We start from the raw sequence: 24510 nt of genomic DNA, 5'->3' as shown, positions 1-24510 counted from the left end.
TGTTCAATTTCACTAATGATTAGTATTCTGTTGAATGTTCTAATGAATCGATGCTTAATTCAACAGAAGTTCTTTTTCCAAATGATTCAATTTGAATTGTAGCAATATTTGCGTCTAAGTTTAATGATCTAATTGGACCAATTTCACCTTTAAATGGACCATCTAAAACTACAACTAAATCATTAATTTTAAGTCCTTGTAAGTTTTTACCTAAGTTAAATAAGTGTGTAGCTTCTTCGGCAGCTTTTTCCATTTTTCTAATTTCTCTAGAAGAAACCGGCGTAGGCTTTGCTCCTTTACCAGACGATCCAATGATACCTGTAACATTTTGTGTGTTACGTACAACGTATCAAGCTTCATCTGTCATATCCATATTTGCAAAAATGTATCCAGGGTAAAGATTTGTGTATTTAACCTTGTATTCGTGACCTAAACGTCTTTTTTCTAATTCTTTAGCTGTTAAGATAGGTTTTTTAAAGATTTTAAAAGCTCCATCTTGTGTTGCATATTGATTAAATGATTCTGCAACATTTTCAGCAATAATACGGTTATTTAAAGCTTCGATAACTTGTTCTTCTTTTCCTCTAACAGTAGAGATCATGTATCATTTAAAATTATTCATAATTTACCTTTCTAAACTGAACCAATTACTTCTCATAATTTTGTAAATCCAATTGTTACTGCATAAACAAATAAAGCAAATATAGCTGTAAAAACAAGAATTTTAACAAGGTTTATTCAATTTTGTCTTGGAGTTGCTCAACGAACACGTTTAATTTCTTTAACAGTCTTTCTAAAGAAATAAATTTTATTTCTGCTTTCAAATCTGTCTTTTAAAGACATTTTTACTGTTTCGACTTTTTCAGTTTTTGCTTTCTTATTTTTTCTCATAATTAAACTTCTTCTTTGTGAATTGAGTGTTGTTTGCAATGAGGACAATATTTTTTAATTACTAAACGTTCTGCATTTCCAGCACTTTTAATTGTCACGTAATTTTTCTTTCTGCATAATTCGCATGCAATTGATACCTTGTTACTTTTCATAGTGTTTTAATTTTACCACAACATTACAATATACATTAAGTAAATGAATGCTATGTAATAGGTTTAATTGAAATTATTTACATGTGAAAAATATAACACATTACTTTCTTCATCTAAATATTGATCTCACTTTTGCAAATGTTAAACGCACTCCTAAATTAACTGTTGGGGCTAAATTACCTCTAACTAAGCTTAAAAATAATCTATTTCTAAATTGATTCTTAATAATAAGTCCAATAAGCATAATGTTGTTAGAACTAATAAGCTTCATTTTAGGTGTTTTTAGTATAAAGTTGATTGTTTCATTAATGATTTTATTTTGCATTTTAGTCATATTTAAGTTGCTCAATAACTTATCTACATATCTATCAAGAGCTTCAAAATCTCTTCTTGAGAGATATTTATAATCAATCTTGCAATAGGCTAAAATGAATTGAATTAATTTATCCTTATCAGTGAACAATTGTTCTAAAACAATGTTTAGAAACTTCGATGATATTTGTTTGATTAGCTCTTTGTTTTGAATAATAAAACTATTAAAGTAACTTTCGAAGCTAACAAAATGTGAACTTGATAAAAAGTACTCTTTAAAAATAATCATAAATTCATCTAAATCATTTTTTACTAATGAAAAATCTAAATTAAACTCATAATCAATCTTTCTAATATCAATTGGAATCTTAATAAATTTTCTTTTATTTAACTCTCCAAGGATAAAATGAATTAAATTAATTATCTCTTCTTTAAAATTAGGGTACTTTTCAAAGAATTTTTTTGTTATATCAAACAATGTTTTTTCATTTGAAACTAAAAAGAATTGTCAAAACTTATTAAGGGAAATGTTTTTGTTTCTAGTAAAGAATTTTTCAACATTATCAATCAATGTAACAAACTCTTGATTATTAGCTAAAAAGTCGATTAATGTGTCTGTGAATTTTAGTGAACTGAATTTATTTTCAATATATTCAAGTACGTTTTCGTCATGGAAAATCTTACCAATGAGTGACATAACATTCTCATTTAGAATTGCACTGAAATTAAGAGTGATATCTAAACCTTTAGTTAGTTTCTCAGTAATCAATGAATTGCTAATTGTGCTTATATAAATTCTAATTAACGAACCTTCTAGAACGCCTAATTCTTTGTATCAAGTTTGAACAAGATCAATAATTTTGTTATCGGGGTATATTGGAATACTTCTAAATTTAGTTCAAGTAAATTTATTTAAATGATGCTCTTTAGCAAAATTTAGATAAAGTTTCTTTCCAATGTATTTATAACATTTCTTACTGCAATGAATATCTAAAAACAACTGATATCATTTGCGTTCATTTCTTAAACATTGTTCAAAGTCAAATATTTCAACATATTTAGCATTTGTTGCTGCTGAAACTTCTGCAAAAATATTCTGAAATACCTTGTATATAGATTTAAAAATAGAATAACTCTTGTTTAAAAGATTATCTTTGTTTTTAAGAATCAACTTGTTAAGTACAGGTAATGAAGCAATAGGATAATCGACTAAATAGATTTTGCAATTTGTATTAACTTCTTTAATTTTGTTAACTAAAACAATATATTCATTAATGATTTGCTGTGTTGTACGTTTAACATTTTTCAATAAATCATCAATTTGTTTATTTTGAAGGTAGTAATCTTTTTGAGACATTACTTCAACTAAGTCTACATAGGAAATGCTGAATAAAAATTCAATTCCACTAGAGTTTATAAACAAGTAATCTGCTTCCTTAATTTCTTTTAAATATGAATCAAAATCATAATTAAAACAAGTATGATTAAATTTTTGAGCTAGAACTTTATTTATGTGCATTAGCTCTCTTGTTTCATCCGTAAACTCTTCACCAGAAACGATATTAATTCAAGTACTAATTTTGCTTGCTGATAGGCCTAAATTACTATATTTAATGTCTAAATTTCTACCAACATTCTTCTGAATTAACTCAATGAAATAGTCTGAATAAGCATAACCCAACTGATTTAAATTTCCATATGTTCCAGTTCCTTGAGATAAATCAAAACCTTGCGCTATTGAGTCACCAATAAATACAAATTTTTTATTTCTAAAATTGCGATTATTCATATTAATAAAATATTAGCACATAATATAAAAAGAGAAAATTTACAAACAGAGGACATAAAAACCACTTAACTTAAAAAAGTTAAGTGGAAATCTAATAGACATTGTAAAAAATTAAATAATAAAATTAAAGAAAGGTGTTTGACATTTAACAGAAAATGTCTAACTGATGAGAGAAGAAAAAATAATGAATTTCGGTTCATTTAGAACCAATTTTGTATTTCGCATTTAATAATAAAGTCTTATATTCAATAAAAGTTAATAAATGGATAAATATAAGAAAGTGAAATACTTTTCAAATGTTGAGAAAGGAATAATCCAACAAATAAACTAAAAACCATATTATATTTTGTTTAAAACACTATAAAAATTTAATGAAAACCAAATTGAGTAATGAAGAACATAAACTGGAAAGTGAAAAAGAGTTCAGTCCCCACAACATAAAAGAAGATAACCGTAATTTTGAGAAATAACCCAAAATTTACACTAATAAAATAAAAAGCAACAAGAGAAAACATATTAATTAAACTTACGAATTTTCCTTAACCCTTAAAACTTAAATTCAAGTTTAATTAATTTTGACCATCCCACACACTCCCCCAAGCAACTGAGATGATACGTTTTCATAACCTAACACTTACCCAATGTTATTAATATGCAAGAATGAATAATTATTGGAAATAAAATTCAAGTGAGTTTTCCTAAAATACGGAAAAAACATAGATAGAATCAAAAAAAGGTCTATACATGCATATTTTGTAAGTGAAAAAATAAAATATAGAAGGGACAAAATCGCCAGAGAGTAAAAACGATTTGTCTGAAAAAAATATAAACAATAATGGAGCAACAAGCAAAATATAGCTTGTTTATAAAAAACATAACATATTAAAGAGATTTTAAAAATCAACACAAAATAATTTGAAAAATCTACTGCGTTTTATACCTTAAAAAAATTACCTAAACTTATGTAAATATACGATAAATATATATGAGAAAGAAGAATTAAAAATTTGCACATATAAGTTAACATAAGCTCTATTTAACTTGATATCAATGTAGTAATAAGGTTGTTCGAACAAATAATGTCAATATCAATTGATGAACCAACATTTAAATCTGTTGTTTTCATAACTGAGTGTTTCTTTTTATAACTACTATTTAAAAAATGATTTCTTGAGTGTATTTTTTGAGTTTTAATTTGATAATCAAGTTGTTTTGGACTATGTGAGTTATCAACTACACTATTTTCCATGTCTATTAGAATTTTTTGTAAATTTGCCCTTTTGTTAGCAATGCCATCATCAAAAATATATTGAGAGTTAATTTCTGAGTGGAAGAAATTCAGGGTCTTTAACTTTAATTTATTTCAAATGAATGATTCGAAATGAGAATAGGATTTAAAATCCTTACAAAAAACTTCTGAAGAAACTTCTAGAAAAATTCCTAAAAATTCATGAAGTATAACATTTTTAATTTCTGCTAGCTCAATAGATACCTTACCAAAGACTCAACTAATTTTTCTAGACAAAACATCTATTGACTTACTGTGCTGTATACTGAAAGCAGAAATGATTTTTGAAACTAAATAATACTTGTCATTTTCGAGTTTCAAAAATTCAGAGAGAAACTTATCGTTCAAATGATATTTTCTTATCATTTAGTTAATGCATCGAACACAATAATACCTGTTGCTACTGATACATTTAAAGATTGCACATTCCCCCTTTGTGGAATATAGATTGTTTGATCTGTGACTGAAAGCACACTTTTCGATACTCCATCACCTTCGTTACCTACAACTAAAATTGTAGGTCTGTCATATTCCACCGTTGTGTATGGAAGAGCTTTTTCATCTAATACAGTTGAATAAACTCAATAACCTCTTTTTTTGAGTTGAGTTAAGGCCGCATTAAGACTATTAACTCTGTAAAAATTCATATTTACAAATCCACCTGATGAAACCTTTAATACAGTTGAATTAATTACAGCTGCATTATCTTTAGGGAAAATAATATGCTTAATTCCCCCAGCATTTGCTGTTCTTATAATTGCACCAAAGTTATGTGGATCTTGAATTTTATCCAACACAAGAATTGGTGAATTATCCTTATGCAATCTTCCTAAATCGTCAAGCCCCTTGTAATTAACAGATTTTAAGATTGCTTTAAAACCTTGATGGTTTTCTTTTGTTTCTTCATCTAAAGTTTTCTTATCAGTGATAACAATTTTTATACCCCTTAAAGTGTTATCACCTTTAAAGTACTTTAAACTTCCTTCATCAGTTATGTGTATTTCAGAAATATCTAATTTATTATTGACACAGTCAATAACAGAATTTTTCCCATACACAATTAATTCTCCCACTTTTTTAGTGGTCATATCATATTTTTTTTGTTTTTCGTGTAATTTTTTCATATTTACCTTATATTAAATTATTTTCAATCAATTCGTTTCTTAATTTGTCAGCATTTTGATAATCTTTTTGAGCTAAAAACTCTTGTCATTTTTGATAAATTGGAACATATTTTTTGTAATCGAATTTATTAAATTCAAAACCTAACTTATCAAAAATATATACTAATGTCGCTATGTGCAAGGTGTTTTTGTCTTTATTAATATTTTTAATTAGATCATTAGTAAGTTTGTTAAAGTCAGAAAATCTCTGCTCAAAAATATATGTGAATGCTTCTTTGGCTAATTCATTGTTAATTTGTGAATTGTTTTGTTTGTTTAATAGTGCATTTAAGAAGTAAATTTTGCTAATTTTCTTGAAAATCACTTCAACATTATTAATTAAATTCTCATCAATATTGATCAAACCTGTAAATGAGTTTAATAATAAAATCATTTTAAAATAGTCAGCTGAATAATTTTTAAGAAAGTCAGAAGCTAAAATTACGTTTTGTAATGACTTAGACATCTTAATTCCATTTAAATTAATTTGACCTGTTCTTAATCATTTATTTGAAAGCTGTTTTTGATTTAAAGCATAGAATTGAATATTTTCATTTTCATGGTGTGGGAATGTTAAGTCCATCCCTCCTCCGTGAATATCTAAACCAGAATCTCCAAAATGTTTTTCAATTAAGGCAACACATTCTGTGTGTCATCCTGGTCTACCTTCACCAAAAGAAACATTGTATTTAACACCTTCAGTTGTGTTTTTTCATAAAGCAAAATCAGCAGGTGCTTTTTTATTTGAAGAAAGTTCACTATCTTCAAATTTCATGTTTTCAATTTTTTGTTTTGAAACAATACCATAGTCATTTTGGTTTTTTATGACATCAAATCAAACATTGCCTTCATTGTCTAAATATGCATTATTCGATTTGATTAATCTTTGAATGAAGTTATCAATTAAATCAATATTTTTGGTTACGTATTCAATGTCAGTTATAGTGTCAACACTGAATTGTTTAAGTAAATCTAAATATAAATTACCATACTTTTCCGATACTTGAGTTTCTGAAACACCTTGTTCTTTGGCTTTTTTGATAATTTTGTCATCAATATCAGTAATATTATGAACAAATTTATATTCAATTCCTAGTTGCTTTGCAGCTTTTAAAATTAAGTCCATAGTTGCAATCGGTCTCATATTTCCTATATGAACATCATTGTAAACTGTGGGTCCACATACATATATTTTTAACATATTGTTATTATAATAAAAAATAATATTTAATTACCATTTTATATAAGCAAAATTAACTTTTATAACTATGTGTAAGGTACATAAAACTAGTTGCTTCCTAGCTATATAAAAAATATTTTTTAATATAATAGATATATAAAATATATCTATAAATAAGGAGGATTATGACACTAAAAGAACAGTTAAAACAAAACATCATTGACGCAGTTATAGAGTTGCAAAATGAAGATTTTGTTAATAAGGATCTTAATGTTAAAGATTTAGTTTTTAATATCACTCAACCTAATGTTCCTGACAATATTAACATCGATCAAGTTGTTTATGACTTTAGTACAAATATTGCATTTATTTTAAAAAATCATTGTGCTGTTAAAAATCCAATTGAAGTAGCAAATAAATTGGTTGCTAAAATGTCAAATTCAAATATCTACCAAAAAATAGACATTGCTGTACCTGGATTTATCAATATTGTTTTAAGCAATCAATTATTTTTATCAACAATACAAAACATTAACTTAAATCCAACAAACTATGGAGCTGACTTTATTAATAAAGAACATGTTAATGTTGAATTTGTTTCAGCTAACCCAACAGGATTTTTACATGTTGGTCATGCTAGAGGTGCTGCTTATGGAGATTCTTTAATTAGAATTTTAAGACATGCTGGTTACGATGTTGAAGCCGAATATTATGTAAATGATGCAGGTAATCAAATTAATGTACTTACAAATTCAGTTTATGTAAGATATCAAAACTTATTTGGTATTGATGCACAATTACCTGAAGATTGCTACAGAGGTCAAGATATAGTTTGATGTGCTACAAAAATTAAAGAAAAATACGGTGATTATTTCTTAAATGCTGATGAAGTTAAATTAAGTGAATTATCAACTGTAGCTAAAGATATTATGCTTGATAAAATCAGAGAAGATCTTGGTAGATTAAATGTTTCATTTGATACATTTGCTTCTGAAAAAGCAATTAAAGAAGATGGTTTAATTGAACCAGTTCTTAAAAAATTAAGCAAATACACATACACAGAAGATGGCGCATTATTCTTAAAAACCAAAGAATTTGGCGATGATAAAGACCGTGTACTTATCAAAGCTGATGGAAATTACACTTATTTCTTACCTGATATTGCTTATCACGAACTTAAGTTCTTAAAGTCACCTAAACTTATTAATATCTGAGGAGCAGACCATTCAGGATACATTCAAAGAATGAAAATTTCGATGCAATGCTTAGGTTACAATCCAGACAATTTAGATATATTAACTATTCAATTAGTAAGATTAATAAAAGATGGAGAAGAATTTAAAATGTCTAAAAGAGCTGGTACAGCAGTTACTTTGCAAGATCTTTTAGATTACTCTTCAGCTGATGCAGTTAGATTTATGATGCTCACTAGGGAAATCAATAATAAATTTGATTTCGATATTGATGCAGCTAACTCAACTGATGTTAATAACCCTGTATTTATAGTTCAATATGCTCACTCAAGAGCTGTATCATTATTAAATAGATTAAAACAAAAAGAAATTAATAATCAAATTAACTTTACAAATAAAGCTAAAAAACTTATTATTGAATTAGACTCATTCCCTGAATTAATTAAAACAATTGTGTCAACTTCAAAAGTCAACTTATTAACACAATACTTAATTAATTTAGCTAAATCATTTAACAGTTTTTATGCTGAAACTAAATTATTAGGTCACGAAGATGAAGCAACATATGCTCACCTTATCAAATCAGTTCAAGCGATTTTAGCTCTTGGACTTAACTTAATTGGTGTTTCTGCACCTTTATCAATGTAATTAAAGGAGAATTTATTATGTACAAAACAATGTTAGAAATCGCATACGAATTAGTATCATCACGTCCAACAGACGAATTTGCATTTATGGAAATCTTTGACACTGTTGAAGACGAGTTAAGATATGACTGAGAAGACAGATTCGTTACAATGAACACACCATATGAAAAAGTTAGAGAAAGAAAAATTGGTGAGTTATACCGTTTATTAACAGTTGATAAAAGATTCAACAGACTTGCAAACGGAAACTGAGAATTAAGAAATATCTAATAAGTGGGTTTTTATGTCATTAGTTAATGCAAAAGATATGCTCAAGAGAGCTAAAAAAGGTAAGTACGCAGTTCCTCATTTTAATATTAATAACTTAGAATGAACAAAAGCAATTCTTACAACATGTCAAGAAATGAATTCGCCTGTTATTTTAGGAGTTTCAGAAGGAGCACTGAAATATATAGGTGGATATGAAACTGTAACAGGTTTAGTTTCAGGTCTTATTAAGGACTTAAAAATTTCAATTCCTGTAGCTCTTCATTTAGATCACGGATCATTTGATGCTTGTGTTAAAGCTATTGAGTCAGATGGTTTTACTTCAATTATGTTCGATGGTTCACACCTCCCATTTTATGAAAATAAAGAATTAACTCAAAAACTTGTTTACTTAGCTCAAAGTAAAAATATGACTGTTGAAGCTGAGGTTGGTTCAATCGGTGGTGAAGAAGATGGCGTTATTGGAAACGGTGAAATTGCAGATATTGAAGAAGCTAAACAATTAGCTGCTGAAAAAATCACAGTTCTAGCAGCTGGGATCGGAAACATCCACGGTAAATATCCAAAAAACTGACAAGGTCTTAATTTTGAAGTTCTTGAAAAATTATCAAGTGAAACTGGTTTAGGAATTGTTCTTCACGGTGGTAGCGAAATTCCACTTGACCAAATCCAAAAGGCAATCAGTTTAGGTGTTACAAAAATTAACATCAACACTGATTTACAATTAGCAAACCACGCTGCGATTAGAGAATTTATTATTAACAACAAAGATCTTGAAGATAAAAATTATGATCCTAGAAAACTTTACAAACCTGGTTATGAAGCTATGCGTAAGGTAATTAAACAAAAAATATTAGAGTTCGGATCAAATGATAAAGCTTAGCATCATCTTGATGCTTTTTTTATACACATTATTTCTAAATAGGAATAAAATTATATTTATATACAAATAGAAAAGAGACAAGATGAAATTTAAAAAATTATCTTTATTCAGTTCACTTGCAATTTTACCAGTCGCTACTACATTATCTATTTCATGTGGTAATAAAAACGATGTTCCAAAAGAACCATCAAATCCTATTAATAATTCAAATAGTGAACTTATCCAAAAACTAGAAACAGTTAAAACTAATTATTCAACTGACAATAATTTGGTTGAATTAGTTAACGGCTACAAAAATAAAATAAACTCAAACACTACTAATCAAGATTTATTAACTCAAGCAGGAAATGTTGTAAAAGTTTTTGATAGTGCCAATGAAATGACTGCTGAAATTAGACATCAATGATTTTTAGGTTCAAAAACATATAACAATTTAACTGAAACATCAAGATTTTTAAGACAAACTTATGCAAATGAGCAAAACTTAATTGAATCACTTAATAAAATTGATGTAAATTTAGAAAATTATAAAAGTAAATTATTTTTAGCTTTTGCTAGTCAGCAAGAGATGGATTACTTATCATCATTAAATTTACAAACAAGTTTAGGTTTTAGCACAACAATTAAAAAATCATTACCTCAAAACTATGCTGTTGTTGATATGTCAGGAATTGTTGATGGTGACACATTATATGGTGCATATATGAATTTAGTTAGTGGTATTCAACCAGGAACTCAATCAACTAATCGTAATGGTAGAAGTCTAGGATTAAGATCTAGAGGAATCGATACTCCTGAAACAGATAAAGGTTCAAATTCAGATGAATTAGCTTCAAAAGAAAATTATTGAGCTCAAATTTCTAAAAAATACTACGTAGAACAAGTTCAATCACATGGTTTCTTCTTCTACTTTAATAAGTTAAAAGAAGATGATTATGGAAGATGAATTGTATTCTTATATCCAGACGAAAGAAAAAATCCTGATTTAGAGTTTGGAAACCAGCTTATTAGAGCAGGTTTAGCTAGAGTTGCTTACATTACATTAGACCGTTCAGATACAAAATTCTACGCAGAAACTGAAGAAGAACAAACAATGTATCACAAAATTAAGAATTCTCAAAATTATGCAAAAGAAAATAGATTAGGTTTCTGAGTTGACCCAATCGAAGATGTATTTTATAAGAACCCTAGAAAGAACTGATAATTTGATCAAGCGAAAGCTTGATTTTTTTATCTAATTTAATTAGCTTAAATTATGCATATTACATACACATATGTGAGTTAGTAAAAATAGACATTTTTTCACTTTTATAATAGTGTACAAGCCGTAAAAGTAAAAATGCGCTTGCACAAATATAACAATCTATTTTTCTGAAAAATCTATATAATATTTTAATAAATATGTAATATTTATTAAAATTTACATTTACACATGGAGGTATAGATGTCTGAAGTTAAAAAAGAGCATAACTATGATGCAAGTAATATTCAGTTTTTAGAAGGATTAGAACACGTTAGAAAAAGACCTGGTATGTACATTGGGTCAACATCTAAATCAGGTTTACACCACTTAATTTGAGAGATTGTAGATAACTCTGTCGATGAAGCTATGGCTGGTTTTGCCAATAGAATTGATATTATCATTACACAAGATAACTCAATTATTGTTGAAGATAATGGTCGTGGAATTCCTGTTGATACACACGCGAGATTTGGAATAAGTGCACTTGAGGTTGTTTTAACAAAACTTAATGCTGGTGGTAAATTCGAATCTAATGCATATAAAGTTTCTGGTGGACTTCACGGGGTTGGGGCTAGTGTTGTTAATGCTTTATCAGACTCATTTAAAGCTTGAGTTAAAAGAAACGGGAACTTATACTATGCAGAGTTTGCTAATGGTGGGAAAACTATTAAGTCAACAGAAGTTATTGAAAAACTTGCTAACCCAAATGAAACAGGAACAAAAATTCAATTCCATCCTGACTATTCAGTTATGGAAGAATTACCATTTGATAAAGAAATTATTTTAGACCACGCGAAGCAAATTGCACACCTTAACAAAGGTCTATATGTTTCAGTATCTGACTACAGAGATAACACACACTATGAATTCTTATATGAAAATGGAATTATTGACTACGTACACGAATTAAGCGACGGTTACAAGCCAGTTACACCTGTTATTTATGCAGATGGAGAATTTGCTGTTAAAAATAATAAAGATGAGGATGTTGTTATTGGTGTTGAAGTCGGTATGCAATACTTATCTGATTTATATCGTGGAAACATTATTTCATATACAAACAACATTTCAACACATGAAGGTGGTTCTCACGTTTCTGGTTTCTATGATGCCTTAATGCGTTTAATTAATAACTATGCAATTGAAAAAGGTGTTATTAAATCTGAAAGTGACAAATTTACTCGTGACGATTTAATTGAAGGTGTTACAGCAGTTATCTCAATCAAACACCCTGATCCAGAATTTGAAGGACAAACAAAAGGAAAATTAGGTTCAAAAGATGCTCGTCAAGCTGTTAACAGAGTGTTTAGTCCAATTTTAGAAAGATTCTTAAATGAAAATCCTGCTGATGCTAAGAAAATTATTGAAATTGCATCTATGGCTAAAAAGGGGCGTTTAGCTTCTAATGCAGCTAGAGAAAATGCAAGAAGAAAAAATGTTTTCGAATCAGGTGGATTACCAGGTAAATTAGCTGACTGTACATCTAAAAATCCTGAAATTTCTGAATTATATATTGTCGAAGGGAACTCAGCTGGTGGTTCGGCTAAAATGGGTAGAGATAGAAAAACTCAAGCTATCTTACCATTAAGAGGGAAAATTATTAACGTCGAAAAATCTCGTCAAGAAAAAGTTCTTTCTTCAGAAGAAATTTCATCATTAATGACAGCTATTGGTACAGGTTGAGGAGAAACATTTAACATCAACAAATTAAGATACCACAAGATTGTTATTATGACTGACGCCGACGTCGATGGTGCTCACATTAGAACTTTATTATTAACATTCTTCTACAGATACTTTAGACCTTTAATTGAGTATGGATTTATTTACATAGCTCAACCTCCTTTATACAAAATTCAACAAAATAAATTTGTTGAATACGCTTTCAACGATAATCAAAAAGACGAAATAATCACAACATTAAACCCTAGTCAAAAAATTACAATTCAACGTTACAAAGGGCTTGGAGAAATGGATCCTGAACAACTATGAGAAACAACTATGGATCCTGAACGTAGAAAAATGCTTCAAGTGCAAATTGAAGACATTTACAAATCAGATTCAATTTTTGAAACCTTAATGGGCGAAAGAGTTGAACCGAGAAGAGAATTCATTCAAAAGAATGCAAAATACGTAAAAAATATCGATTTATAATGTCAAAAATGCACATCCAAAAATGAACTGGATGTGCTTTTTCTTCACTAAAATTTAGGCTTAGATTTAAAACTTTATTGCAACTAATTTTTAACAAAAATTACAAAATCCTTAAATTACATGAATGGAATATATAAAATTTTTTGAACCTCAAAAATAAGGAAAAACTTTTATCGCTTACACACTATTATAAAAGTCAAAAATTATTTTAAAAAAATATTTTTATGCTCATAATTTTCTTTACTAAAAAGGAATATGATATAAGTGCGACAAATATATTGTCGCAACAAAAGGGAAATTCTTTTATATATCAAAAAAATATTCTATTATTTTAAAATTTAATTTATAAAGTCACAAAATAGACAGACATTTATTAATATCATTTATTATTAATCATTAAAATTATTAGGTTTTTTATACAAGTTTATTATTATCAATAAAGATATTCACTATATTTTTGTTATATATTATATTTAGTTGTTTTAACTTTTTATTTTTATCATTATTTTATAGAGTAAATTTTGTATTTACATTTCTTTAAAATAAAGAAATTTTAATCATATTTATTTGAGTAATTTTGTAAATTTAAACACACAGTTCGTCATATATAAATTTTAAATTTTCAAAATATTAACTATCTTTATTAATTAGTAGATATTAATATTCTTTGGTAATTCCATAGATTACTCCTTTATCAAAATTTATTTTTAATTAAATAATTTGGTTCAAGAGTCGTCACTTGAACCAATCATAAAATATACATATAATATCCTATTAGCACATCCAATTTAATGGTACTTGGATGTGTTTTTTGTACAAAAAAAGATGCAAAAGCATCTACATTTTGTTCATTTTTTCCTCAATTTTAAGTAAATTATGAATTGCTTTATTAACTGCATCAGTTGCAGCTTGTCTACTTGTAGCCATGACTTCAGCAACTTCTGCATATGATAAATCTTGTTCATAATATAACTTAAAAACTTGCTGTTGATTTTGAGTTAATAAATTACCATATTTATCAAATAACTCTGTGTATTTAATTACTTTTTCTAATGACTTATTGTTCATTATCAATTAATGCTTTTGTCATTTGATAAATAAATAATTCAAGATCAAATTCTTGTAAGTCATCTAGTTTTTCACCTAAACCAACATATTTAACATCAAGGTCATATTCATCTTTAATTGATAAAACAATTCCACCTTTTGATGTTCCATCCATTTTGGTAAGAATAATCCCAGTCAAGTTAGCAATTTCTTTGAAGTTTCTTGCTTGAGATAATCCATTTTGACCTGTAGTTGCATCAAGAACTAATAATGATTCATGTGGTGCTGAAGGTTCAAATTTTCTAATAACACCAATCATTTTTTCAAGTTCTTTCATAAGGTTAACTTTATTTTGTAATCTACCGGCAGTGTCGATGATTAATAAATCATAATTTTCTTCTTTAGCTTTAGAAACTGCTTGATAAACAACACTAGAAGGATCAGCTCCTTCGTGAGCAGGTTTAACAATTTCTGCACCAATTCTTTGTGCTCAAACACCTAATTGATCAACGGCACCGGCCCTGAAAGTATCAGCAGCAGCAATTAAAACTTTTTTCCCTTCTTTAACATATTTGTTTGCTATTTTAGCAATAGAAGTTGTTTTACCTGATCCATTAACACCAACAAAAACAAAAACATTTAATCTGCCAACTTCATAGTTTAGGTTTGTGTTAACAACTGAGTTGTTTGTGTAAATTGTAAACATTTGATCAGCAACAATTTCTCCAATCATTTTTGGATCGTCAATGTTGTTTAATCTAATTTCTTGTTTAATTCTTTCTACCATAACATCAACTAATGAAGCATTAATATCAGACATAATCAATAACTCTTCAAACTCATCAAAAAAGTCTTCATCAAGTTTTACGTGTCTATTTTGTAGCTCTAAAAGTTTTTTTCCAAATGATGCAGAAGAATTTAAACCTTGTTCATACTTCTTAAATTTCTCACTTGTGATTATTTTCTTATGCTCTTTTTTGTCTAATTCTTCTTGAACTTGTTCAACATCTTTAGGTTTTCTATTAAAAACCTTATTTACTAAATTTTTAAAAAATCCCATATCTATATTTTACTTTATAAATCAAAATATCACATCAGCTAAATAAAACTAAAACCATAGTGTGCAAGTCGTAAAAATAAAAATATATTTCTGCTTTATATTGAGTATAGGTATTTAAATATAGTAAAATAATTTTATGAGTAGTTTAGTAATGGTAGCTATGCAAGTAATATTTACTTTAATCATTTATTACTGTGCATATAGATTAATCAATTACCTTAAATTAATTAAGGGTAGATTCGCATACAAAGACATGCAAATGAAATCAATTTATTCAGCATTAGCTGGATTTGGCTTCTTTGCAATTAGCTTAATTTTATTTGTTTTAAATGCTACAGAAGTAATTAAATTAATTGGTTCACAAGTTAATGAAAAAACAAAAACAACCGAAACAGTCACACTTTCATTCAGTGCAATTTCAGTTTCATCAATAGTATTCTATTTATCTTGTGTTATGCTTGCAGTTTTAATTTCATTTATGATTATTGTGATTGTATTTGTTCAAAAATCAAGAATTCAAATTTCTAAGAAAGAATTTGATGAATTTGATATCGAAAAATATGACATTAACATTCTTGGTTCATTCACAAGAGCAAACAAATATTCAAGAAACATACCTGTAACATTCAAGGATCAAGTTGGGAATATGTTGTTTTTTAAGAAATTTGGAACAAAAATGTTTTTAAGCAAAATTGTAGATCAATCAATTTTCTTTATTTCACAATCGCCGTATGTTAATAAAGTTTATGAACAAAATGAAGTGACTTTTACAGAAGATACATTGTTAGCTTCACATTTTAGCAATAACAAAGAATATATCCTTTTTGTGCTTAAATCAGCACAAAAAGAAGTGTCAGTTATTAACAAAATTGATGAAAAATTATTTGAGGAAATAGTACTTAAAAAGTTTGCATAAAGAGCTCAAATGCTCTTTTTTTGTAATAAATTAATATAATTAATTTATTATGCTAAAATAAAAAGGAATTTAAAGAGGTACGTAAAAATGAGTGTTGATAGAGAAACTAAATTATTTAAAAGAATGAAAATTCTTGCAATAAATGATGATGTTGAATTGAAAAAAGAATACGAATGGTTGTATAAAACATTTTCAAACACTTCTGTTTTCATCCCAAAATACATCAACACCATTTCAAACACTAAAACGATACCTAAATCAGATTTGTATAAACCTTATGAACAAATCTTAAAAATCAAAGAGCAATTAAATAAGCTTGAATTAAATCTTGAAATGAATTCAATTGACTTCATGGATGATTATGTAATTTTCGATAATAATCTACCTGAATTAAAATATGTCCTAAATTCTCTTTATCCAGAGAACAATAAACAGGAAGATACAAAAAGTACAAAAATCAATAAAAATAAAATAAAACTTTAAAGAGGGAAATATGAGAAAAGTTAATATAGCCATTGATGGTCCAAACGGTGTTGGTAAATCAACTGTTTCTAAAAATCTTGCTCAAAGATTAAATTACACTTTTATTAACAGTGGTTCAGTTTATAGAGCAATCACATTAAATGCTCTTGAACAGAATATTTTAACAACTGATACAGCAGGTGTAATTAAATCTCTTGAAACAATCAACATTGAGTTATTGCCTAACGATATAACTTTATTAGATGGAAATGATATCTCACTTAAAATTAGAGCTGACTATATTTCAAAAGTTACTCCTACTGTGGCTAAAATTCCTGAAGTTAGAGCATTTGTTGTTAAATTTATTCAACATATGACTTTAAGACATAAGGGTTACATCATTGATGGAAGAGATACAACTTTCAGAATCCTACCTCACGCTGAAGTTAAAATTTTCTTATGAGCTACACCAGAAATCAGAGCGCAAAGAAGATATGAACAAAACAAAATATTAGGTTACAACACAAACTACCAAGAGGTTTTAAAAGAAGTTGAATTACGTGATCAACAAGATATCCATAGAGAAGTTGATCCATTACATAAAACAGAAGATGCTATTTATATTGATTGTACTGAACTAACAACTGAAGAAGTTGAAAACAAAATTATTGATATTGTTAACCAAAAATTAAAAGCAAAGAAGGAACAAAATGCGTAATACAGTTGCAATTGTAGGGAAACCAAATGTAGGGAAAAGTACTTTTTTCAATAAGCTTGTAGGAAGAAAAGTTTCTATTGTGCATGATGAACCTGGTGTTACACGTGACAGACTTTACGAACGTATTATTTGAACTGGTCACGAAATTAAAATCATTGACACTGGTGGAATTGAAATTGAAAACAGACCATTCCAAGAACAAATTCAAATCCAAGCTAAAATCGCTATTGAAGAAGCTGATGCAATCATCTTCTTATTTGATGGAACTAGTGAAATTACAAATGATGACTTATTCATTATGAACATTTTACGTAGATCTAAAAAACCGATCATTGCTGTAGCTAACAAACTTGAAGACACACAACAATTTGATTACTCTTGATATAGTTTAGGAGTTGATCACATTTATCCAATTTCAGCTCTTCACGGAGAAGGGATCGGTGATGTTTTAACTAAATGTATTGAAGTTTTAGATTATTCAGACCCTGAAGAAATCGATGCATTTAATTTAGCTATTATCGGAAAACCTAACGCAGGTAAATCTTCACTTTTAAACAATTTAGCTAAAGAGGAGCGTTCAATTGTTTCAGATATTGCCGGTACAACTCGCGATTCAGTTACATCATTAATTGATATTGATGGAAAAACATACAATGTTATTGATACTGCCGGTATAACTAAGAAGTCAAAATTAGTTGAATCAGTCGACCACTATGCACTTATGCGTGCTATGAACTCACTTTCAGAAGCTGATTTATCACTTATCGTTATTGATGCTTCACAAGAAGAAGTTTCACACTTTGATTCAAGAATTATTGGTTATGCATTAGATAATGAAAAACCAGTTATCATTGTAATTAATAAGTGAGACTTAATCGAAAAAGAAACAAACACAATGACTGAATATGAAAAAAGACTTAGAAACAAATTCCACTTTGTTCCATGAGTTCCATTTGTATTTATTTCAGCTAAATACAATCAAAGATTAAACAAACTTTATGACACAATTAACTTAGTTAGAACAAACTTAGAACGTCAAATCAAACCATCATTATTATCAAACTTGATTTTAGAAACTCAAATTATTCAACCTGCTATTCCATTCAATGGTGGTAGATTAAATATCTACTTTGCAAGACAAGAAAAAGCAAAAATTCCTACATTCACTTTCTTTGTTAACAATAAAAAATACTTACACTTCTCATATCAAAGATTCCTTGAAAATCAATTGCGTCAAACATTTGATTTTAGAGGTTGTCCTATTAAAATGAACTTCAAAAACAAGAAAGATGCTATTGAATAATTAAAAACTATGCATATGATTTCGATCATATGCATTTTTTATCGAATCATAAAACTCTCTTAACAACATGAAAAATAAAATTAAAATAAAAAAAGATAGCTTAATGCTATCTTTGAATAAATTAATTAACCTTCTTAATATCTTTTCATAAATAAGGAAATCTTTTCGGTGTATTTTCTAATTTCTTAATTGATACAATGTAATTTTCTCTATCAATATTCTCATCAATAAAAGGACTTATTGAATATTGAACTTTAACATCTTTCAAAATGCTCTTTGCGTCATTAAGTTCTTCAATAGCTTTCTTACCTTTTAATAAAGATAATGAACCATTAACTTTAACTAAGTGTAAAGCAGCCATACTTAAAGCTTTTACAGTTGCTACAGCTCTTGCTGTAACAACATCAAATTGATTAGTTTCCTTTACATCTTCAGCTCTATATTTGTAAACAGTTACATAATCTGATAAATTTAACTTCTCAATAACTTCGTTTAAGAAGTTAACTCTTTTTAAAAGCGGTTCATATATAACTACTTTGTTTTTAGGTTTTGTTAACACATATGGAATTGATGGGAAACCTGCTCCAGCTCCAATGTCTAAAATAGTTCCACCTTGTAAGTCTTTAGAGATTTCAATCATAAATACTAAAGATTCGTAAATACCTTCATTTCAAAGTCTTTCATCTGAAAATCCAGTTAAATTCATAACTTTGTTTTTCTCTTCGATTAGATTCACATAAGCTTCAAATAAACTAAAATCTCAGTTATTTTTAATGCATAATTCTCTAACAAGTTCTTTACTTCTCATCATTGTAATTATTTATTTGTTCCTTTATTTCTGCGTATACATTTGTAATGCTTCCACCATTTAGAGATGCATTAATCACTTTTCCTATAAATTCACCTAATGAAACAATTTGTAATTTTGAGTATTTTTCTAGTAATTCATTGTTATCAATGCTGTCTGTAACAATAACTTTTTCAATGTTAGGGTCATTTTCAAAAATATCAAACCCCTTCGAAAAAACACCGTGCGTTGCAACAACAATAATTTTATTAGCACCATTATCTTTTAATGTTTGTGCTGCTTTTTTAATTGTTCCACCTGTATCAATAATATCGTCTACAATAACCGCATTTTGACCTTTGATATCACCAATAATACCCATTACTTCAGTTTGATTATCAGCATTTCTTCTCTTATCGATAATTGTAATTTTAATTGTGTTTGCTATTAATTCGGCAAGTTTTCTAGCTCTTACAGTTCCACCGTGGTCTGGAGATACAACTGTGAATGATGTATTAAGTTTTCTTAATGCTAATGCAAGTGGATATTGTGCTCTTAAATCATCAACAGGAATATCAAAGAATCCTTGAATTGAAGGGTTATGTAAGTCAACACAAATCATTCTAGTAGCACCTGCTACTTGAAGTAAATTAGCAACTAATTTAGCTCCAATCGGTTGTCTTCCTGATGCTTTTCTATCTTGACGAGCATATCCATAGTAGCTTAAGCATACATTAATCGAACCTGCGCTTGCTCTTTTAAGTGAGTCAATAAATAACAATAATTCCATTAAATTATCATTTACAGGTTTTGATGTTGAAGCAATGATGTAAACATCTTTGTTTCTAACAGTTTCTTCAGCTACTCACATGGCTTCACCATCAGTATAAACTATTCTTGTTGCTTTTGAAAGTGGTATATTAACAAGTTCAGAAATCTTTTTTGCTAATTTTTCTGAATTATGCATACCAAAAATAACTGTTTGATCTTTATTCATTTTTCCTCATTTATATTTTACCCTTTTTGTTGCTTTATTATTTAAATAAAAATATTAAAAAAATACTTTGTTTTATTTTTTCTGTGTTATAATATTCAAGCAAAAAGAAATGCCCAGGTGGTGGAATGGTAGACACAAGGGACTTAAAATCCCTCGGTAGCAATACCGTGCTGGTTCAAGTCCAGTCCTGGGCACCAAAAAATGTGCGTCCTTAGCTCAGCAGGTAGAGCAAATGGCTTTTAACCATTGGGTCAGAGGTTCGAATCCTCTAGGACGTACCATTTCAAGAAATTGACCGAGGAACCTTAGAAGGTTCTTTTTTTATTCCTTTTTTTACTTTTACAGTAGTGAGCTAGTCAGATAAGTAAAAAAACAATTTCTTTAATTTATAAAAAAGAGCAAGAAAAAAACCAACTATTTCTAGTTGGTAAAATAAGGTCATCTTTATGAAATGGTGCGAACGAATGGACTTGAACCATCGACCTCACGATTATCAGTCGTGTGCTCTAACCAGCTGAGCTACGCTCGCATAAATGTACTTCTATTATAGCATAAAACTATAAAAACAGAAGTACAAAATATTATTAATTTTATTAACGTTTTGAGAATTGTCTTGCACGACGTGCTGCACGTAAACCTGGTTTTTTACGTTCTTTAGCACGAGCATCTCTTGTAAGCATTCCGGCTACTTTTAAAGCTGAACGATATTCAGGGTTAGCTTCTAATAAAGCACGTGCAATACCTAATCTAATAGCACCTGCTTGACCACTAAGACCACCACCACTTACGTTTACACTAACATCAAATGTTCCAAATGTATCTGTTAAAACAAAAGGTTGGTTAGCATCTTTTAAGTAAATGTCAGATGTTAAGTATTCTCTAGCATCACGGTTGTTAATAACAAATTTACCTTTACCTGGTGTTAATCTAACACGAGCAACTGAAGATTTTCTTCTTCCTAATCCACGGTACATAACTGTTTCTTTAGCCATAATTATTTAACCTCTAATCTTTCTGGTTGTTGAGCTTCGTGTTTGTGGTTTGGTCCAGCATACACAAATAAACTACGACGTTGTTTGTTTCCTAATTTTGTGTGAGGAATCATTCCACTTACTGCTTTTTCAATTAAAGCTGTAGGTCTTTTAACTCTTAATTTTGCTGCTGTAATGCTTTTTAATCCACCTGGGTATCCTGAGTGTGAGTAGTAAATTTTGTTTTCTTCTTTTTTAGCTGTTAAAACTACTTTTTCTGCATTTACGATGATAACAAAGTCACCCATATCTGCGTTAGGTGTAAATGTAGGTTTGTTTTTCCCTCTTAAAATTGATGCAACTTGAGCAGCTAAACGCCCTAATACTTGTCCTTCAGCATCAATAACATATCATTTTTTGTTAGCTTGTTGAGTATTAACTATTGTTGTTTGTCTCACGCTATCCTCCTATATACGTTAATAATAAAAAATTTATCTCGGTTTATAAATTTATAAATTGCTTATTTATTATACCACATAAGTTTTTTTATACTCATTTTTTTACATATGGTTTATTATGTTTTTTAAACCTATATTATAGGTATTTTATATATTTTCTTAATTAATTTTATTAATCGATTTTCATTTGCGATAACATGAAAATTGCTGCTGTTTCTGCTCTTAAAATTCTTGAACCTAATGAAACAACTTTTACATTATTTTTTGCAGCTAAATTGATTTCTTCATCTGAAAAACCACCTTCAGGTCCAACTAAGAAAATAGCATCACTATCAATTGGTTGTGGTAGGTTTGATGAAATATCAATTTTTTCATGCGCTATATATTTATTTTGAATCGGCAGATTTAACACTTGTTTTAACGTCATTAATTCAGTTAAAACTGGAATTTTATTTCTGAATGATTGCTCAGCTGCATTTTGCAAAATAGTTTTAAATCTTTCATATTTTGAGCTAAATTTATTAAATTTAAGTAAGTCGTGATTTGTGTATTGAGTTTTTAGTGGAATTATTTTTGTAACTCCAAGTTCTGTAGCTTTTTGTAGCGCTCATTCAAAACGATCTAACTTAATTACAGCCATCGCAAGAACAACTTCGTATTTATGTTCATGATTTTGTTCTATTTTTTTAATTATTTTCGCTGCATTATTATCTAATACACATTCATAAAATTCTTCATTATAAACACAAATAAAAGGCTTTGTGTCTATTCTGATAACTTGAAGATGTTTTAATGTTTCTTTTGATAAAACAAAAGATTCATTGTTTTTCTCTGTTACAAAAAATCTATTCATAATTAGTTATCTTGCATAATTTCTTCATATTCTTCAAGAGAACCTCTGAATAAGAAGCTCTTTGTAGGTGATTGAAGTTCTAAAATAACATTGGCACATTGGTTAACAAATGCTCTGTTATATGTTGTGAAAATTGCTCCACCCTTGAAGTTTTTAACACCTTCAATAACTGAGTCAATACTTTCAGCATCTAAGTGATCTAATGGTTGGTCTAAGATGATAAAGTTAGATTCAAGAAGCATCATTCTTGAGAACATTAATCTAGCTTTTTCTCCCCCACTAGTTACTTTAACTTTTTTGAATACTGAATCATTGCTAAATAACATACGACCTAAGAACCCACGCATTCTAGCATCATCATTTTCTCTGTTTTCTTTTTCTTTATTTTCAAGTGGTCACTTAGAAATTCATTCAAGAATGTTTTCATCTGTATCAAAGTATTTGCTATTTTCATTAGGGAAGTATGAAGGTGTAATTGTTTGTCCTCATTCAACTGTTCCTGAAGTTGGTTTATTAATCCCAAGTAAACATTCTAATAATTTTGTTTTAGCAATGTCATCTTCTCCAACAATAACCATTTTTTCACCTGGTTTCAGTGAGAATGATACGTTTTCAAATAAAGTTTCACCTTTATCATTTTTGTATGTTAAACCTTCAACATTTAAAATTTGTTTACCGTGATCACGGTTCATTTCTCAACGAACGAATGGATATTTTCTATTTGAAGGTTTAATTTCATCAAGTGAAATTTTTTCAAGAGCTTTCTTACGTGATGTAGCTTGTCTTGATTTGGATGCATTAGCACTGAAACGCGCGATGAATTCTTTAAGTTTTTCGATTTGTGCTTCTTTTTTAAGATTTGATTGCTTCATCATTTCTCTAGCTAACTCTGAACTTTGTTTTCAGAATGAATAGTTACCTGTGTAAATTTTCGCTTCATTGTAATCAATGTCAACAATATGTGTACAAATAGCATCTAAGAAGTCGCTGTCGTGGCTAACTACAATAACAACGTTAGGGTAGTCGATCAAGAAGTTTTCAAGTCATCTAATACTTCTAAGGTCTAAGTGGTTAGTTGGCTCATCCATAATTAAAATATCAGGATTTCCAAATAATGCTTTAGCTAAAAGAACCTTGATTTTTTGATTAGCTGTAAGCTCTCTCATTGGAGCTTCTCATTTTTCTTTAGGTATGTGTAAGTTACTTAAGAGTTCTTGTGCATCATTTTCTGCTGTTCATCCACCTAACATACCATATTTTTCTTCTAAATCAGCTGCTCTTTCATAATCTTTATCAGTTGCATCAGGGTTCATATAAATTGCATCTTTTTCTTCTTTGATTTTGTATAAATCAGTGTTCCCCATAATTACAACTTCAGTAACATTGTAATCATCATATGCATTATGATCCTGACTTAAGACAGAAATACGTTTGTTTTTCTCGATAACAATATTTCCACCTGATGGTTCAATGTCACCTGCAACTATTTTTAAAAATGTTGACTTACCAGCACCATTAGCACCGATAATTCCATAAGTGTTACCTTCTGTGAATTTTAAGTTAACGTTTTCAAATAATTTTTTATCACTAAAAATCTTGCTTAAATTTTGAACTTCAATCATATTTAGCTCCTTTGTTTTAATTAACAATATATAAATTAAGGATTTATATATTTTATATTATTTTGAATAAAAAAACCTTCAAATTGAAGGCAGTACACATCTAAGTTTTCACTTCGATGTCGGCTCCTAAAAATAATACCATAAAAATAAAAAT

General features: G+C 28.5%; 24 protein-coding genes and 3 tRNA genes. 11 read left to right on the top strand and 16 right to left on the bottom strand.

Annotated features, from left to right (window positions below):
- Positions 1-19: 19 nt before the first annotated feature.
- The 7 genes from nusG to ACMZI9_RS00800 all read right to left on the bottom strand — a co-directional run bounded on the left by nusG (position 20) and on the right by ACMZI9_RS00800 (position 6796).
- Positions 20-622 carry a transcription termination/antitermination protein NusG gene (nusG, locus tag ACMZI9_RS00830; RefSeq protein WP_323176636.1) on the bottom strand — a complete coding sequence of 201 codons (603 nt, stop codon included), beginning with the start codon at positions 620-622 and terminating at the stop codon, positions 20-22.
- 11 nt (positions 623-633) lie between these two features.
- The gene (gene secE / locus ACMZI9_RS00825; RefSeq protein WP_323176637.1) at positions 634-891 is read right to left on the bottom strand and encodes a preprotein translocase subunit SecE; all 258 of its coding nucleotides are present in this window, start codon (positions 889-891) and stop codon (positions 634-636) included.
- Positions 892-893: 2 nt separating this feature from the next.
- Positions 894-1043, bottom strand: coding sequence for a 50S ribosomal protein L33 (gene rpmG / locus ACMZI9_RS00820; RefSeq protein WP_323176638.1), 150 nt, complete (start codon positions 1041-1043; stop codon positions 894-896).
- A gap of 100 nt (positions 1044-1143) precedes the next feature.
- Positions 1144-3144 (bottom strand): SGNH/GDSL hydrolase family protein, encoded by a 2001-nt coding sequence (locus ACMZI9_RS00815; protein ID WP_323176639.1) that lies wholly within the window; start codon positions 3142-3144, stop codon positions 1144-1146.
- Positions 3145-4180: 1036 nt separating this feature from the next.
- Entirely contained in the window at positions 4181-4780 is a 600-nt protein-coding gene (locus ACMZI9_RS00810; protein ID WP_323176640.1) for a hypothetical protein, read from the bottom strand.
- An 11-nt stretch (positions 4781-4791) separates the two neighbouring features.
- Positions 4792-5556: a 23S rRNA (guanosine(2251)-2'-O)-methyltransferase RlmB gene (gene rlmB / locus ACMZI9_RS00805; protein WP_323176641.1), complete on the bottom strand. Its 765-nt coding sequence runs from the start codon at positions 5554-5556 to the stop codon at positions 4792-4794.
- A 7-nt stretch (positions 5557-5563) separates the two neighbouring features.
- Positions 5564-6796 carry a class I tRNA ligase family protein gene (locus tag ACMZI9_RS00800; protein ID WP_323176642.1) on the bottom strand — a complete coding sequence of 411 codons (1233 nt, stop codon included), beginning with the start codon at positions 6794-6796 and terminating at the stop codon, positions 5564-5566.
- A gap of 164 nt (positions 6797-6960) precedes the next feature.
- On the opposite strand from ACMZI9_RS00800, the gene argS reads away from it, so the two are divergent.
- The 5 genes from argS (at position 6961) to ACMZI9_RS00775 (ending at position 13162) form a co-directional block, all read left to right on the top strand.
- The gene (gene argS, locus ACMZI9_RS00795) at positions 6961-8616 is read left to right on the top strand and encodes an arginine--tRNA ligase (RefSeq protein WP_323176643.1); all 1656 of its coding nucleotides are present in this window, start codon (positions 6961-6963) and stop codon (positions 8614-8616) included.
- 17 nt (positions 8617-8633) lie between these two features.
- Positions 8634-8885 carry a DNA-directed RNA polymerase subunit delta gene (gene rpoE / locus ACMZI9_RS00790; protein ID WP_257089423.1) on the top strand — a complete coding sequence of 84 codons (252 nt, stop codon included), beginning with the start codon at positions 8634-8636 and terminating at the stop codon, positions 8883-8885.
- Between the two features lie 13 nt (positions 8886-8898).
- Positions 8899-9765, top strand: a complete 867-nt coding sequence (fba, locus tag ACMZI9_RS00785) for a class II fructose-1,6-bisphosphate aldolase (RefSeq protein ID WP_323176644.1) — start codon at positions 8899-8901, stop codon at positions 9763-9765.
- 82 nt (positions 9766-9847) lie between these two features.
- Entirely contained in the window at positions 9848-10969 is a 1122-nt protein-coding gene (locus ACMZI9_RS00780; protein ID WP_323176645.1) for a thermonuclease family protein, read from the top strand.
- A 240-nt stretch (positions 10970-11209) separates the two neighbouring features.
- Positions 11210-13162: a DNA topoisomerase subunit B gene (locus ACMZI9_RS00775; protein ID WP_323176646.1), complete on the top strand. Its 1953-nt coding sequence runs from the start codon at positions 11210-11212 to the stop codon at positions 13160-13162.
- An 837-nt stretch (positions 13163-13999) separates the two neighbouring features.
- On the opposite strand, the gene ACMZI9_RS00770 is transcribed toward ACMZI9_RS00775, so the two are convergent.
- Positions 14000-14230, bottom strand: a complete 231-nt coding sequence (locus tag ACMZI9_RS00770; RefSeq protein ID WP_323176647.1) for a sigma factor-like helix-turn-helix DNA-binding protein — start codon at positions 14228-14230, stop codon at positions 14000-14002.
- Positions 14220-15269, bottom strand: coding sequence for a signal recognition particle-docking protein FtsY (ftsY, locus tag ACMZI9_RS00765; protein WP_323176648.1), 1050 nt, complete (start codon positions 15267-15269; stop codon positions 14220-14222). The genes ACMZI9_RS00770 and ftsY overlap by 11 nt, the downstream gene beginning before the upstream one ends.
- 136 nt (positions 15270-15405) lie before the next feature.
- Between ftsY and ACMZI9_RS00760 the strand changes: the two genes are divergently transcribed.
- The 4 genes from ACMZI9_RS00760 to der all read left to right on the top strand — a co-directional run bounded on the left by ACMZI9_RS00760 (position 15406) and on the right by der (position 18668).
- Positions 15406-16185 (top strand): hypothetical protein, encoded by a 780-nt coding sequence (locus ACMZI9_RS00760; RefSeq protein ID WP_323176649.1) that lies wholly within the window; start codon positions 15406-15408, stop codon positions 16183-16185.
- A gap of 87 nt (positions 16186-16272) precedes the next feature.
- Entirely contained in the window at positions 16273-16668 is a 396-nt protein-coding gene (locus ACMZI9_RS00755; protein WP_323176650.1) for a hypothetical protein, read from the top strand.
- A 10-nt stretch (positions 16669-16678) separates the two neighbouring features.
- A complete protein-coding gene (cmk, locus tag ACMZI9_RS00750) occupies positions 16679-17365 on the top strand; it encodes a (d)CMP kinase (protein ID WP_416099054.1) in 687 nt (228 codons plus the stop codon).
- Positions 17358-18668 carry a ribosome biogenesis GTPase Der gene (der, locus tag ACMZI9_RS00745; RefSeq protein WP_416099053.1) on the top strand — a complete coding sequence of 437 codons (1311 nt, stop codon included), beginning with the start codon at positions 17358-17360 and terminating at the stop codon, positions 18666-18668. The genes cmk and der overlap by 8 nt, the downstream gene beginning before the upstream one ends.
- Positions 18669-18789: 121 nt before the next feature.
- Here der and rsmG read toward each other — a convergent pair whose 3' ends face one another.
- Positions 18790-19479, bottom strand: coding sequence for a 16S rRNA (guanine(527)-N(7))-methyltransferase RsmG (rsmG, locus tag ACMZI9_RS00740; protein ID WP_416099052.1), 690 nt, complete (start codon positions 19477-19479; stop codon positions 18790-18792).
- Complete coding sequence (locus ACMZI9_RS00735) at positions 19466-20452, bottom strand: ribose-phosphate pyrophosphokinase (RefSeq protein ID WP_416099051.1); 987 nt, start codon at positions 20450-20452, stop codon at positions 19466-19468. Before ACMZI9_RS00735 ends, rsmG begins: the two co-directional genes overlap by 14 nt.
- 111 nt (positions 20453-20563) lie before the next feature.
- On the opposite strand from ACMZI9_RS00735, the gene ACMZI9_RS00730 reads away from it, so the two are divergent.
- Together ACMZI9_RS00730 and ACMZI9_RS00725 are read left to right on the top strand one after the other, a co-directional pair.
- A tRNA-Leu gene (locus tag ACMZI9_RS00730) sits at positions 20564-20649 on the top strand.
- An 8-nt stretch (positions 20650-20657) separates the two neighbouring features.
- A tRNA-Lys gene (locus tag ACMZI9_RS00725) sits at positions 20658-20733 on the top strand.
- A 171-nt stretch (positions 20734-20904) separates the two neighbouring features.
- Here the strand turns inward: ACMZI9_RS00725 and ACMZI9_RS00720 are convergent.
- From ACMZI9_RS00720 to ACMZI9_RS00700, 5 genes are all read right to left on the bottom strand, one after another.
- A tRNA-Ile gene (locus tag ACMZI9_RS00720) sits at positions 20905-20981 on the bottom strand.
- Positions 20982-21045: 64 nt separating this feature from the next.
- The gene (gene rpsI / locus ACMZI9_RS00715; protein ID WP_323176655.1) at positions 21046-21444 is read right to left on the bottom strand and encodes a 30S ribosomal protein S9; all 399 of its coding nucleotides are present in this window, start codon (positions 21442-21444) and stop codon (positions 21046-21048) included.
- Positions 21445-21446: 2 nt separating this feature from the next.
- Complete coding sequence (gene rplM, locus ACMZI9_RS00710) at positions 21447-21881, bottom strand: 50S ribosomal protein L13 (protein ID WP_257089389.1); 435 nt, start codon at positions 21879-21881, stop codon at positions 21447-21449.
- 172 nt (positions 21882-22053) lie between these two features.
- Positions 22054-22734 (bottom strand): 16S rRNA (uracil(1498)-N(3))-methyltransferase, encoded by a 681-nt coding sequence (locus ACMZI9_RS00705; protein ID WP_416099050.1) that lies wholly within the window; start codon positions 22732-22734, stop codon positions 22054-22056.
- A gap of 2 nt (positions 22735-22736) precedes the next feature.
- Positions 22737-24356, bottom strand: a complete 1620-nt coding sequence (locus ACMZI9_RS00700; protein WP_416099049.1) for an ABC-F family ATP-binding cassette domain-containing protein — start codon at positions 24354-24356, stop codon at positions 22737-22739.
- Positions 24357-24510: the final 154 nt, after the last annotated feature.

It is taken from the genome of Mycoplasma sp. 4079, from assembly GCF_047785185.1.
GTDB lineage: Bacteria > Bacillota_I > Bacilli_A > Mycoplasmatales > Metamycoplasmataceae > Mycoplasmopsis.
This window is presented reverse-complemented; position numbering and strand designations above follow the sequence as displayed.